Source organism: Allosphingosinicella indica, assembly GCF_900177405.1.
GTDB classification, from domain to species: domain Bacteria; phylum Pseudomonadota; class Alphaproteobacteria; order Sphingomonadales; family Sphingomonadaceae; genus Allosphingosinicella; species Allosphingosinicella indica.
In genome coordinates this window covers 1,312,997-1,326,332 of record NZ_LT840185.1, presented here as the reverse complement: position 1 = coordinate 1,326,332, position 13,336 = coordinate 1,312,997, and the positions used below count along the sequence as shown (strand labels likewise).

15 protein-coding genes are annotated in these 13,336 nt (G+C 69.0%); 6 read left to right on the top strand and 9 right to left on the bottom strand.

What is annotated here, in order from left to right; all coding sequences use genetic code 11:
- Window positions 1-84: 84 nt before the first annotated feature.
- The 5 genes from B9N75_RS06530 to B9N75_RS06510 form a co-directional block, all read right to left on the bottom strand.
- Window positions 85-954 (bottom strand): MipA/OmpV family protein, encoded by an 870-nt coding sequence (locus B9N75_RS06530; protein WP_085218069.1) that lies wholly within the window; start codon window positions 952-954, stop codon window positions 85-87.
- Between the two features lie 63 nt (window positions 955-1,017).
- Window positions 1,018-1,413, bottom strand: a complete 396-nt coding sequence (locus B9N75_RS06525; RefSeq protein WP_085218068.1) for a hypothetical protein — start codon at window positions 1,411-1,413, stop codon at window positions 1,018-1,020.
- A 201-nt stretch (window positions 1,414-1,614) separates the two neighbouring features.
- The gene (locus tag B9N75_RS06520) at window positions 1,615-2,004 is read right to left on the bottom strand and encodes a DUF2141 domain-containing protein (RefSeq protein ID WP_244552458.1); all 390 of its coding nucleotides are present in this window, start codon (window positions 2,002-2,004) and stop codon (window positions 1,615-1,617) included.
- The gene (locus tag B9N75_RS06515) at window positions 1,973-2,710 is read right to left on the bottom strand and encodes a sterol desaturase family protein (protein ID WP_085219444.1); all 738 of its coding nucleotides are present in this window, start codon (window positions 2,708-2,710) and stop codon (window positions 1,973-1,975) included. Before B9N75_RS06515 ends, B9N75_RS06520 begins: the two co-directional genes overlap by 32 nt.
- Before the next feature lie 71 nt (window positions 2,711-2,781).
- Entirely contained in the window at window positions 2,782-3,084 is a 303-nt protein-coding gene (locus tag B9N75_RS06510; protein WP_085218067.1) for a hypothetical protein, read from the bottom strand.
- 171 nt (window positions 3,085-3,255) lie between these two features.
- Between B9N75_RS06510 and crtY the strand changes: the two genes are divergently transcribed.
- From crtY to B9N75_RS06490, 4 genes are all read left to right on the top strand, one after another.
- On the top strand, window positions 3,256-4,413 hold the full coding sequence (gene crtY, locus B9N75_RS06505; RefSeq protein WP_085218066.1) for a lycopene beta-cyclase CrtY: 1,158 nt from the start codon (window positions 3,256-3,258) through the stop codon (window positions 4,411-4,413).
- A gap of 13 nt (window positions 4,414-4,426) precedes the next feature.
- Window positions 4,427-5,902 (top strand): phytoene desaturase, encoded by a 1,476-nt coding sequence (locus tag B9N75_RS06500; protein WP_085218065.1) that lies wholly within the window; start codon window positions 4,427-4,429, stop codon window positions 5,900-5,902.
- A 117-nt stretch (window positions 5,903-6,019) separates the two neighbouring features.
- Window positions 6,020-6,952 carry a phytoene/squalene synthase family protein gene (locus tag B9N75_RS06495; protein WP_085218064.1) on the top strand — a complete coding sequence of 311 codons (933 nt, stop codon included), beginning with the start codon at window positions 6,020-6,022 and terminating at the stop codon, window positions 6,950-6,952.
- 14 nt (window positions 6,953-6,966) lie between these two features.
- The gene (locus B9N75_RS06490; RefSeq protein WP_085218063.1) at window positions 6,967-7,197 is read left to right on the top strand and encodes a hypothetical protein; all 231 of its coding nucleotides are present in this window, start codon (window positions 6,967-6,969) and stop codon (window positions 7,195-7,197) included.
- Here the strand turns inward: B9N75_RS06490 and B9N75_RS06485 are convergent.
- The 3 genes from B9N75_RS06485 to B9N75_RS06475 form a co-directional block, all read right to left on the bottom strand.
- Window positions 7,194-7,769, bottom strand: coding sequence for a sterol desaturase family protein (locus B9N75_RS06485; RefSeq protein WP_085218062.1), 576 nt, complete (start codon window positions 7,767-7,769; stop codon window positions 7,194-7,196). The genes B9N75_RS06490 and B9N75_RS06485 overlap by 4 nt on opposite strands.
- 163 nt (window positions 7,770-7,932) lie before the next feature.
- The gene (locus tag B9N75_RS06480) at window positions 7,933-10,404 is read right to left on the bottom strand and encodes an ABC transporter permease (RefSeq protein WP_244552483.1); all 2,472 of its coding nucleotides are present in this window, start codon (window positions 10,402-10,404) and stop codon (window positions 7,933-7,935) included.
- A gap of 173 nt (window positions 10,405-10,577) precedes the next feature.
- Window positions 10,578-11,267 carry an ABC transporter ATP-binding protein gene (locus B9N75_RS06475; protein WP_085218060.1) on the bottom strand — a complete coding sequence of 230 codons (690 nt, stop codon included), beginning with the start codon at window positions 11,265-11,267 and terminating at the stop codon, window positions 10,578-10,580.
- 22 nt (window positions 11,268-11,289) lie between these two features.
- On the opposite strand from B9N75_RS06475, the gene B9N75_RS06470 reads away from it, so the two are divergent.
- On the top strand, window positions 11,290-11,952 hold the full coding sequence (locus B9N75_RS06470) for an arylesterase (protein ID WP_085218059.1): 663 nt from the start codon (window positions 11,290-11,292) through the stop codon (window positions 11,950-11,952).
- Between the two features lie 72 nt (window positions 11,953-12,024).
- On the opposite strand, the gene B9N75_RS06465 is transcribed toward B9N75_RS06470, so the two are convergent.
- A complete protein-coding gene (locus tag B9N75_RS06465) occupies window positions 12,025-12,324 on the bottom strand; it encodes a PilZ domain-containing protein (protein ID WP_085218058.1) in 300 nt (99 codons plus the stop codon).
- Window positions 12,325-12,493: 169 nt separating this feature from the next.
- Here B9N75_RS06465 and B9N75_RS06460 point away from each other — a divergent pair, with 169 nt between their 5' ends.
- Window positions 12,494-13,333, top strand: coding sequence for a Cif family virulence factor (locus B9N75_RS06460; RefSeq protein WP_157123730.1), 840 nt, complete (start codon window positions 12,494-12,496; stop codon window positions 13,331-13,333).
- Window positions 13,334-13,336: the final 3 nt, after the last annotated feature.

Genomic DNA, 13,336 nt, shown 5'->3' with positions numbered 1-13,336 from the left:
TGTTTCAGCATCCATTTCGGTGACGGTCGCGAGCGTCTCCAACATGGACCCTGAAACGAGTTCAGGGTGACGGTGGAGCGGGCCTTAGAACGTGTAGGCGATGCCGATGGCGCCGAACCATTGGTCGGCGTCGCCGCGGCCGGCGAAGGCGCCGAAGCCGTCGACCAGCGGGCTGCGCTTGAAATCGCCCAGCATCCGCGAATAGCTCGCCACGCCGAAGATCGACCAGCCGCCCTCGGCGAGATTGCCGGTCACCATCTGGTTGCCGAGCAGGGTGAGGCGGATGTTCTTGAAGCCGCCGTCGGCATCGTAGACCGGCAGGCCCGAGCGCAGCGCGCCCGCGGCGTCGACCGAATAATAAGTGTCGGCGAAATCGCCACTCGCCCAATCGGCGGAGAGAGCCGCGCCGACATAAGTGGTGGTGCTGAGCGGCGTGCCATATTCCAGGGTCGGGGTAACGACAGTGCCGCCGTGCGTGCCGGTGATGTCGTGGACGATATCGACGCGCGCCTGGGCATAGTCATAGGGGTTGAGCAGCCCCATCGTGCCGACGCCGACGAAACCGCCGACCTCGACCGCGGTGTCGAGCTTGCCGAGCAGGCGGACGACCGGATCCTTGATGCTGCGCGAGCGATCGAAGCGGAAATTGACCATCGGGCCGATCAGGAGATCGGTGGTCTGGCCGTCGGGCTCGCGCGCCGCATCGAAATAGAGCGCGGTGGCGCGGCTGAAGAAGTTGAACCCGCCGACATTGCCGCGGACGAGACCCGCGGGCGCCAGGCTGTAATCGTCCGACCCCTCGTAGGTCGGCGCGTAGGACACGCCGAGGCCGATCGTCGTCGTCTGGTTCGCGGTCGAGGTAGGCGGCGGGGGCGCATCGGCCGCCTGGGCATATGCGGACGTGCCGAGGAGGGACGCGGCGAGCGCCGCGCCGAAAATCGCAATGGCCTTCATGTCAGGAGCTCCCCCGTGTTCTGCGCGCCATTACAGCGATTTGCGGGCGCGCGGAAGTGGCTTTCAGAACCTGAGGCTCATCCCCACGGCGGCGATATTCTGGGTGCGGCCGCCCATGTTGGTGATGGTCGAGGTGCGCTGGAAACCCGGCTCGCGCGACGAATAGCGGTTCACGCGGAAGAGGCCGATGCCGAGTCGGGTGCTGGCATCGACGTCGACGGTGCCGACCATGCGGGTGTTGACGCTGCGCGAGCCATCCGCATCGCCAATCGCGCGGGTGCCGGTGGAGAAGCCGGCGGGCACGTTGCTGAACAGGCCATCGCCCGGATTGGCGCCCGGACGGTGCGCCTGCGGTATAGTGCTGGGGCCGAGCCGCGCGACCCCGCTTCCCTGAGCGCTGCCGGGCGCCGCGAAGGCACACGTCAGCAGCAACGCAGCGGCCCAGTGGCGCGCGTTCATGGCCCTTGATCCTTGTTAAAAACCTGTTTCCGGTGAATCGCTTGAAAAGCCGGGAAGTTCCGGGGCGGGAGCGATGGGAACTCCGCTACTTCCCGCCCCGTCTTTGCGAGCCGCGAAGCGGCGCGGCAATCCAGCTTTGCGCAGAGGCCCTCAGGCTGGGATTGCCGCGCGCCTGCGGCGCTCGCAATGACGGTAAGGCAATTAGAGGATGTAGCGCATCCTAACGTCTTGCCGGACATCGCCCGTGGCGACCGGGAAACGGGCCTGATCGAAGCTCGGCGGGCCGAAACGGATCGCGGGATTGCGCGAGAAGCCGAAGCCTTCGCGCGGGATGCGGGCGATGGTGTCGAGCTTCGCGTTGCGGTTCTCGTCGTGGATTACCGCCACCGCATAATTGCCGCTGGGGAGCGCCAGAAAGGCGATCGGCCCCGCCGATGCCGCCGGCGCCTTGGCGGTGCGCGCTTCCGGATCGTCGGTGCAGTCGGGGAAATGATCGGGGAAGCGGGTGACGCAGACGAGCACGTCGCCCTTGCCGTTGCGAAGCCCCGAAAGATCGACCTCAAGCCGCCCCGGAGGCGCCGCTCCGAGCAACGCCGCGCCCAGCAGCAGCGCCGTGATCGAACGTCCCCAGGCCGCGGTCCGTGCCGCAAAGCCTGTCCCAGAAGCGGAAATAGAGGCCATAATTGCACCTATATTCGCGGTGGTGGCGCTGGTGATGGCTCGCCGTGATCAGCCAGCGCCCGGCGCGGCCGTCGACGATCCATCGCGGAAACAGCTCCCACCCCATGTGGTTGGTCACTCCCATGACAGTCATGATCGCCAGCACCAAGCCCAGCGCGGCGGCGTGGATCGGAATGAGGAAGACCAGTGTCGGAATGACAACAGCGCCGGTGAGTGCCTCAACGGGGTGAAAGCTCATCGCCGCCCAGGCGGTGGGCGGGCGGCTGGCGTGGTGGACGGCATGGGCGATACGGAACGGGCGCGGCCGGTGCATCCAGCGGTGCGTCCAGTAGAACCACGTGTCGTGCGCGAAGAGATAGAGGAAGACCGAAACCGGCAGCCACCACAGCGGCCAGGCGGCGACATCGGTATAGATGCGCGTCCAGCCATGCTGCTGCCAGCCCCAGGCAACGACGCCCGCGGGCACGCCGTAGATCGCCGCCGAGGCGAGGCTCCAGCCGATCTCCTTCTTCATCTGCCCGTCCTGCCCGGCATAGAGGCCGGGATGGCGGAGCCGCGTCAGCCAGGCGAACCCGCCCGAGGTGACGAGATAGCGCACCCCGACGATCGCCGTCATGGCGAGCGCGGAGAGGAGGATGGCAAGGCCGGCGGACACGCGCGGCTTTTAGGGGATCGGGGGGCGACAGGCTACAGATCGTTGTAGCGGGCGTAGCGGCTTTCGGCTTCGGGCGCCGCCGCCTTGCGCGCGAAGTGGCGGGTGTAGAGCTGGCTCTTGCGCCAGACGTCTGCGACATAGGGCGCGAACTTGGGCCAGCGCTTGCCGGTGAGGAAGCCTTCGCGGAACGCCGCCTCGCACCGCGCGATCAACTGGCGGCGGGTGGCGAGGCCTTCGGTGGCGGCTTCGGCGAGCCGTTCCGCCAGCTCCTCGTCCTCCACGCCCGCTTCGGCGAGGATCGCTTCGATGCGGGCAATGGCAGGGGCGGCAGGCAAAGGACGATCTCCCGGGTGCGGACAGGCGGATGACCTTCATCGAGCCGCAATCCTAACCGCGCATGAAGGCGCGCGTGCGGGACGCCGCGGGCGGCCAGTCCCAAATTGGTGCGCGGTTCGTCGAACGAGGCGTGGCGCGGGGCCGCGGAATCGGGCTAAGGGCAAAGGGTTATGCCGAGGGGGAAGCGCGAAGGGCTGCTGATCGCGGGCGGCGGGCTGGCGGGAAGCCTGGCCGCGCTGGCGATGGCCAAACATCGTCCGGACGTGCCGATCCTCCTCGTCGAGGAAGGGCCGGCGTTCGGCGGCAGCCATGTCTGGTCGTTCTTCCGGAGCGACATCGAGGAAGCGAATTGGGGGCTGATCGAGCCGCTGATCGTCCACTGCTGGCCGGGCTATTACGTCGCCTTCCCGGGCCATAGCCGCAAGCTCAAGTCCGAATATTGCAGCGCGCGATCCGAGCAGCTCCACGCCGAGGTGCTGGAGGTGCTCCGCCCCGACCAATACCGGCTCAACACCAAGATCGTCGCGGTGCGCGAGAACGAGCTGGTGCTGGCGGGTGGCGAGAAGATCCGCGCCGACGGGGCGATCGACGCGCGCGGCGCAGCGCACCTCACCCACCTCGATCTCGGCTGGCAGAAGTTCGTCGGGCGCGAATATCGTTTCGCGAAGCCGCACGGGGTCGACCGGCCGGTGATCATGGACGCGACCGTCGACCAGACCGACGGCTACCGCTTCGTCTACTGCCTGCCCTTCGCCGAGGACCGGATGCTGGTGGAGGACACCTATTATTCCGAATCGCCCTCGCTCGACATGGAGGGAATCGGCGCCCGGATCGACGCCTATTGCGCACTCCGCGGCTGGCAGATCGCCGAGCAGGAGCGCGAGGAGAGCGGCGTGCTGCCGGTAGCGATGGGCGGCGATTTCTCCGGCTTCTGGCGCGCGGGCGGCGCGCGGGTGGCGAAGCTGGGGCTGCGCGCCGGGCTCTTTCACCCGACCACCGGCTACACCTTCCCCGATGCGGTGCGCGCGGCGATGTTCCTGACGCGGCAGAAGGATTTTTCCGGCGGTGCGCTCCACGACGCGTTCGAAGGCTATGCGAGCCAGACGTGGAAACGGCGCGAATTCTATCGTACGCTCGACAAGATGCTGTTCCGCGCCGCGGAGCCGCACGAGCGATATAAGGTGCTTGAGCGTTTTTACCGTCTTGATCCCAAGCTCATCGCCCGCTTCTATGCCGCGCAGTCGACGACGTTCGACAAGATGCGGATCCTCGCCGGCAAACCGCCCGTGCCCATCGGGCGGGCGGTGTCCGCGCTGAAGAAGGGATGAAATAGCCTCTATCGTGAAGCGCGCGGCCATCATCGGCGCCGGATTCGGCGGGCTGGCGCTCGCCATCCGCCTGCAATCGGCAGGCATCGCCACCACCGTGATCGAGGGGCGCGACAAGCCCGGCGGGCGTGCCTATCACTGGAAGAAGGACGGCTTCACCTTCGACGCGGGCCCGACCGTCGTCACCGATCCCGATTGCCTCAAGGAATTGTGGGCGCTCACCGGCCATGCGATCGGCGAGGATGTCGAGCTGATGCCGGTCAGCCCCTTCTACCGACTGAGCTGGCCCGACGGGACGAACTTCGACTATTCGAACGACGATGCCGAGCTGACCCGCCAGATCGCCGCGATGGGGCCGGAGGAGGTCGCCGGCTACCGCCGCTTCCTCGATTATTCGGCAGGCGTCTACCAGGAAGGCTATGTGAAGCTGGGCGCCGTCCCTTTCCTCGATTTCAAGTCGATGGTGAAGGCGGCGCCGGCACTGGCGAAATATGAGGCGTGGCGATCGGTCTATGCGATCGTCTCGCGCTTCGTGAAGAACGAGAAATTGCGCGAGGCGCTGAGCTTCCATACGCTGCTCGTCGGCGGCAACCCGATGACGACTAGCGCCATCTATGCGCTGATCCACAAGCTGGAGCGCGACGGCGGCGTCTGGTTCCCGCGCGGCGGCACCAATGCGCTGATCGCCGGCATGGTGCGCCATTTCGAGCGGCTGGGCGGAACGCTGAAGCTCGGCGATCCGGTCGACGCGATCGAGACGATGGGCGACCGGGTGACCGGCGTCGCCACCAGGAGCGGCTGGAGCGAAGCGTTCGACGCGGTCGCCTCCAACGCCGACGTCGTCCACAGCTACGACCTTTTGAAGCACAGCGCGCGCGGGCGGCGGACGGCGGATGCGCTGCGGCGCAAGCGCTTTTCGCCCTCGCTGTTCGTCGTCCACTTCGGGGTGAAGGGCGAGTGGCGCGACATCCCGCACCACATGATCCTGTTCGGCCCGCGCTACAAAGGGCTGCTCGACGACATCTACAATGCAGGCGTACTGCCCAAGGATTTCTCGCTCTACCTTCACCACCCGACGGTGACCGATCCGTCGCTGGCGCCGCCGGGCCATTCGACCTTCTACGTGCTCGCCCCGGTGCCGCACCTCGGCAAGGCGCCGTTCGACTGGGACGAGGTGGGTCCACGTTTCCGCGACCGCATCCTCGACCATCTGGAGGAGCGGCTGATGCCGGGGCTCAAGGACGCGATCGTGACTTCCTTCCACTACACGCCGGCCGATTTCGCGGGCGATCTCAACGCGCATCTGGGCTCTGCGTTCAGCCTCGAGCCGCTGCTGACGCAGAGCGCCTATTTCCGCGTCCACAACCGCGACGATGCGATCCCCAACTTTTATTTCACTGGCGCGGGCACGCACCCCGGCGCGGGCATCCCCGGCGTGGTCGGCAGCGCCAAGGCGACCGCCGGGCTGATGATCGATGATCTTCGATAGCCCCCCTCCCGCTTGCGGGAGGGGCTGGGGGAGGGCGTGTGGCGCGTTCCTGACAGTTCCGCGCCAAGCTCTGACAGCCCCTCCCCTCGATCCCCTCCCGCGGGCGGGAGGGAAGGTATGAGAGCCGATCGCGCCGCCCTCGTCTCCGCGGCGGGCGAGACGATCCGGAAGGGATCGAAGAGCTTCCATCTCTCCTCGCGCCTGTTCGACCGGGCGACGCGCGAGCGGGCGTGGCTGCTCTATGCCTGGTGCCGCGCGTGCGACGACGTCGCCGACGGGCAGGTGCTGGGGCATGACGCTGTGCGCACCGACGGCGCGCAGCAGCGCCTCTCGTGGCTGCGCGTGCAGACGGCGCGCGCGCTGGCGGGCGAATGGACGGGCGAGACGGCGTTCGACGCATTGGGCGCGGTCGCGGCCGAATGCCGCATTCCGCAATGGATGATCGACGATCATCTCGAGGGCTTCGCGATGGACGCGCGCGACTGGCGGCCGCGGAGCGAGGCCGACCTCCTCCAATATTGCTATCATGTCGCGGGCGCGGTCGGCTGCATGATGGCTGTGGTGATGGGCGTCGACCCCGAAGACCGCGACACGCTCAACCGCGCGAGCGACCTCGGCATCGCCTTCCAGCTCGCCAATATCGCCCGCGACATGAGCGAGGACGATGCGGTGGGGCGCAACTATCTGCCCGTCGAGTGGATGGTCGAGATGGACGTCTCGCCCGGCCAGCATATGAAGCCGATGTACCGCGAGCGGATGGGCGTGATCGCGCGGCGTCTGGCGGCGCTGGCAGCGGAGTATGAGGCGTCCGCGCGGGTCGGCGCAGCCCGCCTCCCCTTCCGCTCGCGATGGGCGGTGCTGGCAGCGGCGAACATTTACGGCGAGATCGCCCGCGAAGTGGCGAAGCGCGGCGCCCACGCCTGGGACTATCGCGTCGTCATCCCGAGGCCGAAAAAGGTCGCGCTCGCAGCCCAGGCGCTGCAGGAAGCCCGGCGCGAACCCAAAGCGGCGGACCGCGAAGGGCTGTGGACGCGTCCGATGACGCCGTGAAGGAAGATCGCGGGATGAGCGGCTACCGGCCCGATCGCACCCGCGCCTATGGCTGCCTCAGCCTGATGGCAGCGGCAATCCTCATCATGATGGCGATGATCGTCCAGTTCTCCGAATGTGTGGGCGAATCGTGCGCCGAGCCGAGCCCGACATTCAGGGCAATCGCCGTGATTGGACTGGGGGCATTCGCTCTGGCGGCGATCGCGTCATTTTTCAGAAGCCGACAGAGCGGCGACCGCGATTAGATCAATTCGTCATTGCGAGCAGAGCGAAGCAATCCAGCGGCATCCGGATTGTCGCGGCGCGTGGCGCCCCGCGACGGCTCGGTCGGCGCGCGGACGCCTTTGCGGCCGCGGCGGGCGAGTTCGGCTTTCAGATCTTCCGGCCGGGGCGCCCAGAGGAAGCCGAAGCTGACCGTGCCCTCTTTCGTTTCCACCGCATGGTGGAGGCGGTGGGCCTGGACGATGCGCTTCATGTAATTGGAGCGCGGCACGTAGCGGTGGCCGACGCGCTTGTGGACGATGACGTCGTGGAAGCCGAAATAGATGGCGCCATAGGCCGCGATCCCCGCCCCCACCCAGGCGTAGCCCGCGCCCTGCTCCAGCCCGATCCCCCACAGCAGCAGCAGGATCGAGGGGATGGCGAAGATCACCGCGTAGAGATCGTTGAGCTCCCAATTGCCGTGGCGCGGCTCGTGGTGGCTCTTGTGCAGGAACCAGCCCGGCCCGTGCATGATCCAGCGGTGCGCCGCATACGCGACGCCTTCCATCACGAGGATGGTGCCGAGAAAGAGGAGGATGCCGAGCCAGACGGGCATCGCGGCGATATAGGCGCGATGCGGGGGGAGGAGAAGCGGGGATTGGGCGGAACGCTTCCCAAGCGCCGTCATGCTGAACTTGTTTCAGCATCCATGCCGGTGACGACGCGTCAGTCTCCCAGATGGACCCTGAAACAAGTTCAGGGTGACGGTCTTCCTGCCGTCAAAGCGTCCGCAGCGCTTGCGCCGGTTTCGCCGCCAGCGCGGGGAGGGTGCCGAGGAGGCCGAGGACCAGCGTAACCGCTGCGCCGGCGGCGAGCGTCGCGAGGACGATCGGCCAGTCGGGCGCCCATTCGAGCTCCAGCACCTGCACCACGACATACCAGCCCGCCGCGGCGCCGAGCGCGAAGGCGACGGCGGCGAGAACGAGCGCGAGGCCGACGAACTCGATCGCCTGCGCACCGAGGATACGCGCGCGGGTCGCGCCCAGCAGCTTCAGGATCACGCTATCGTAGATGCGCGCGCGGCGGCTGGCCGCGAGTGCGCCGACCAGCACCGCGATGCCGGCGAGGATCGCGACGCTCGCCGCCGATCGCACCGCGACGGTCAACTGGCCGAGCATGTCGGACACCGTCTGGACGATCTCCTTGACGCGGATCGCCGAGACGGCGGGGAAGGCGTTGCTGACCGCGCGCGCGAAGCCGCGCTCCTCGTCCGCCGGCATCGCGATCGTCGCCATGAAGCTGTGCGGCGCCGATTCGAGCGCGCCGGGGGCGAAGACGATGGCGAAGTTGAACCCCATCGTGTCCCAGTTGATCTCGCGCAGGTTGGCGATGCGCGCGTCGAACTCGCGCCCGAGGATCGAGAAGGTGAGGCCGTCGCCGGGCTTGAGGCCGAGCGCGCGGGCGCCCTCGACGTCGACCGAAACGAGCGGCGGGCCGGCATAATCGGCGGGCCACCATTCGCCCTCGACGACGCGGCTGCTGCCGGGCGGGGTCGCGGCATAGGTGAGGCCGCGATCGCCGCGCAGCATCCACGCGCCGTCGGGGATGCTCTCCATGTCGGCGACACGCTGGCCGTTCACCGCGACCACCGATCCGCGCAGCGACGGCACGGTGACCAGATCACCCTCCGGCGCCGCCTGCTTCGCGAGGCTGCGGAAGCGATCGATCTCGCCGACCGGAATGTCGAGCAGGAAGAAGCTCGGCGCGCGCTGGGGGATGGTGGTGCGGATCTGGCCAGCGAGGTTGGTCTCGATCACCGCGAGCGTGGTGAAGAGGGTGAGGCCGAGGCCGAGCGCGACGACCAGCCGCCCGGTCTGCGCCCCCGGCCGGTGGACGTTGGCGAGCGCGAGGCGGAGCAGCGGGCTTTTGGGCCGTGGCAGCCGCGCGGCGAGCGCGCGGATCGCGCCACCCAAGAGGCTTAGCATCAGCAGCAGCCCGAGCGCGGCGGCGATGAAGCCGGCGGCGAACAGCGGCTCGCGCGCGGTGAATATAGCGAGCGCGGCGATTCCGGCGGCGGCAAGCGCGACGGCGAGCAGCATCCCCGCATTGGCGCGAAGGCCGCGCGCGGAAGACGCGACCGCGCCGCGGAACAGGCTGGCGGCGGGCACTTCGCGCGCGCGGGCGAGCGGCAGCAGCGCAAAGACCAGCGCGATGAGGATGCCGTAGGCGGCGCTGGCGGCGAGCGGCAGCGGATGGAGGCCGAGCGCGGGTGGCACCGGCAGTGCATCGCCGGCCACCTGCACCACCACCCACGGGACGAGCGCGCCCGCGGCGAGCCCGGCAGCGATTGCCCCCCCGGCGACGAGGCCGATCTCGATCAGATAGATGCGGAAGATGGTGCCGCCGGTCGCGCCAAGCAGCTTCAGCGTCGCGATGCCGCCGCGCTTCATGTCGAGCCAGGAGGAGACGCCGTTGCCGACGCCGATCCCGGCGACGACCAGTGCGGTGAGGCCGACGAGGGTCAGGAACTGGCCGACGCGCTCGATGAAGCGGCGCGTGCCCGGCGCGCTGTTGGTGCGATCATCGACGTCGAAGCCGGCATCGGCAAGCCGCGTCTCGAGCCTTTTGGTGACCGGCTCCAGTTCCGTGCCCGGGGCGATGCGGATGCGGTAGAGCGAGGTGTAGAGGCTGCCCGGCTGTACGAGGCCGGTGGCGGCGAGCCCGGCGCGATCGACGATGGCGGGCGGGCCGAGCGTGAAGCCCTGCCCCGGCCGGTCCGGCTCCTCGGCGATGATCCCGGCGACGGTGAAGAGCGCATTGCCGATGCGGACCGGATCGCCGACGCCGACGCGGAGCCGCTCGCCGAGCTCCGGCCCTATCGCGACCTGCCCGGCGCCGGGGCGCGGCGCAATGGCGCCGGGGGCAAGGCGGAAATCGCCATAGAGCGGATAAGCGGCGTCGATGCCCTTCAAGTCGACGAGCATCGTCTCCGACCCGTCGGGCCGCGCCGCCATCGCGCGCATCCGGGTGACGTGGCTGACAGCGCCTTCGCGGCGGAGCAGTGCCAGCTCCCCAGGCGTCGCCTCGCGCTGGGCGACATCGGCCTGGACGTCGCCACCGAGGATCGCCTGCCCCTGATCGGAAAGGCCGCGGACGATGGAGGCGGAGAGCGAGCCGACCCCGGCAAGCGCGAGCACGCCGAGAAACAGGCAAACGGCGAGGAGGCGGAGACCGGCGAGCCCGCCGCGCAGATCGCGAAGGGCGAGAGTGAGGGGGAGATATCCTCCCCGGAACGGGGAAGGGGACCGGCCGGTGAAGCCGGACGGTGGAGGGGGGGCGCCGCGCGCTGAGGGGGTCTCGTAACCCCCTCCACCATGCTTCGCATGGTCCCCCTCCCCGTTCCGGGGAGGACATGCGTCCCCCATCACGTCCTCTTGTCCGTGACGATGCGGCCGTCCTGCATTTCCAGCACGCGATCGCAGCGGGCGGCGAGGGCGGGGTCATGGGTGATGACGAAGAGCGTCGCGCCGGTGTCCTTCTGGCGCGCGAAGAGCAAGTCGAGGATGGCGGTGCCGGTCGCAGCGTCGAGGTTGCCGGTCGGCTCGTCGGCGAAGATCAGTTCGGGCCGCGGCGCGGTGGCGCGGGCGATGGCCACGCGCTGCTGCTCGCCGCCCGAGAGCTGCGCCGGATAATGAGTCAGGCGATGGCCGAGGCCGACCGCCTCCAGCTCGCCCGCGGCGATCGCGAAGGCATCGGCGACGCCGGCCAGCTCGAGCGGCACCGCAACATTCTCATGCGCGGTCATCGTCGGCAGCAGGTGGAAGGCCTGAAGCACGATGCCGACACGGCCGCGTCGCGCGCGCGCCAAGCCGTCCTCGTCGAGCGCGGCGAAATCGGCGCCGGCGATGCGGATGCTGCCGCCGGTGGCGCGCTCCAGCCCTGCGAGCACCGCCATCAGCGACGACTTGCCCGATCCCGACGGACCGAGCAGCGCGACGCTGTCCCCCTTCGATACCGAGAGGTCGATCCCGCGCAGGATTTCGACGCGCGACGCGCCGGAGCCGAGCGCCAGCGTGACATCCGCGGCGTCGATGACGATATTGGGGGAGAGCATGAGGGCTGGGAGCGTCTTTCTTATGAACTTCTCCGTTTCATATGGCCGCGCGCGGCGCATTGTCCAAGGGCTGGCGGCCGCGCTGCTGATCGCGCTGACCCCCGCCGCCGCTCAGACGCCGCCGCGCGCGCTTTCCGTGCTCGCGTTCGGCGACAGCCTGACGGCGGGCTATCGCCTGCCCAAGGGCCAGGGATTCGCGCCGCAACTGCAGGATGCGCTCCGCCGCAACGGGATCGCCGCGACGGTGACCGACGGCGGCGTATCGGGCGACACCGCGGCGGCGGCGCGCGCGCGGCTCGGCTGGACGCTCGACGGGATGAAGGCCAAGCCCGATCTCGCGATCGTCGCCCTCGGCGGCAACGACATGCTGCGCGCGCTGCCGCCGGCGCAGACGCGCGCCGACATGGACGCGATCGTCGCGGAGCTCAGAAAGCGCGAGATACCGGTGCTGGTGGCGGGGATGCTCGCCGCGCCCAACATGGGGCCGGACTATAGTGCTGCGTTCAACCCGATCTTCCCAGAGGTCGCGGCGCGGCACGGAGCGGCACTCTACCCCTTCTTCCTCGCGCAGGTGGCGGGCGACCGCCGCCTCAATCTGGAAGACGGCATCCATCCCAATTTCCTGGGGATCAAGCGGATGGTGACGGGGATATTGCCGAGCGTGATGAAGGGGCTGGGGGCTTAGGGGCAAAGACGCTTACCGCAGCGCTGCCCCTCCACCAGCCTGCGGCTGGTCCCCCTCCCGTTCCAGGGAGGATCAGGCTTCGAGGATGATCTCGTGGCCGAAGTTGAGGCCTAGCTGACCGTCCTTCACCCAGCGGACGAAGGCCTGGATGCGCGAGCAATCGTCGAATTGGACGCTGATCGTCTCGCCGATACGCGGCAGGATCCCTGAAACGACACGGGTGCCGCGCGAGGAGATGTCGACCACCGGCACTGCGATCCGCTCGCCCCGGAAGGTGATCGTCGCCTGATCGATGACGGCGCCGTGGCGCGGCTCGCTACGCTGATCGACGATCCGCGGCTCGCTGCGCGTGATGAGCTTTTCAAGATACATGCGCGACACACCTCCCCCGAGGGACGCCCAATCTTGCACCGCATTGCTTACCGAAGGCTTAGCGACCGCCTGCGGGTCGTTCGTCGAGCGGATGCGCGCGCTTGCCGAAGCGCGCGCCTATCGCCGCCCGCCCCGCGCTAGGCGCACCGGCGGGGCCGAGGAGACGGATATGAAGCGGATGATCGCGACGGCGCTGGCGATGGTGATGGGGCCGCCCGCGGCGGGCGCCGGGCCGGCGCAGCCGGTGGTGGAGGCCGAAGCCGCCTTCGCGCGCGCAGTCGCGGCCAGGGGCACGCGCGACGGCTTCATCGATTTCGCGGCGCCCGACGCGATCATGTTCGCCGACAAGCCCGTGCCGGCGCGCGGCTTCATCGCGAGCTGGCCCGACGATCCCGAAGACGCGCCGCCGCTCGACTGGTGGCCGGACTTCGCAGGCATTGCGCGATCGGGCGATTTCGGATTTTCCACCGGCCCGGCGACCAGCCCCGTCCGCTACATGACGGTGTGGCAGAAGCAGCCCGACGGGCAGTGGAAATGGATCTATGACGGAGGCGCCAACCTCCCGGCGCCGGCGGCAGGTGGGAAACCGAAGACGATTCGGTTCCTGCCTGCCGCCACCGCGGAGGCTGGATCGGCGGCGCGCGCGATGGCGGAGATCGGCGCGGTCGAAACGAAGTTGGCGACCGACGCGGCCACGGACGCACCCGCCGCCTATCGCGCGCTGATCGCCGAGGGCGGCGTGCTCGCCGGGACGCTTGCCTGGGCGGAGCCGGGCGGCCAGGCCGACGAGATCGCCCGGCGCGGCGCGACGATGACGCTGCAGCCCCTGGGCGGCAGCGCATCCTCGGCGGGCGACATGGCCTTCACCTACGGCAGCGCGGGATGGACCGAAGGCGCCCATTCTCGCCGCGGCCATTATGCCCGCGTCTGGCAGCGCAGCCCCGCGGGCTGGCGGCTGGCGATGGAGGCGCTGATCGCCCCCCGCCCCCGGCCGCAGCCCGCCGAATGAGCC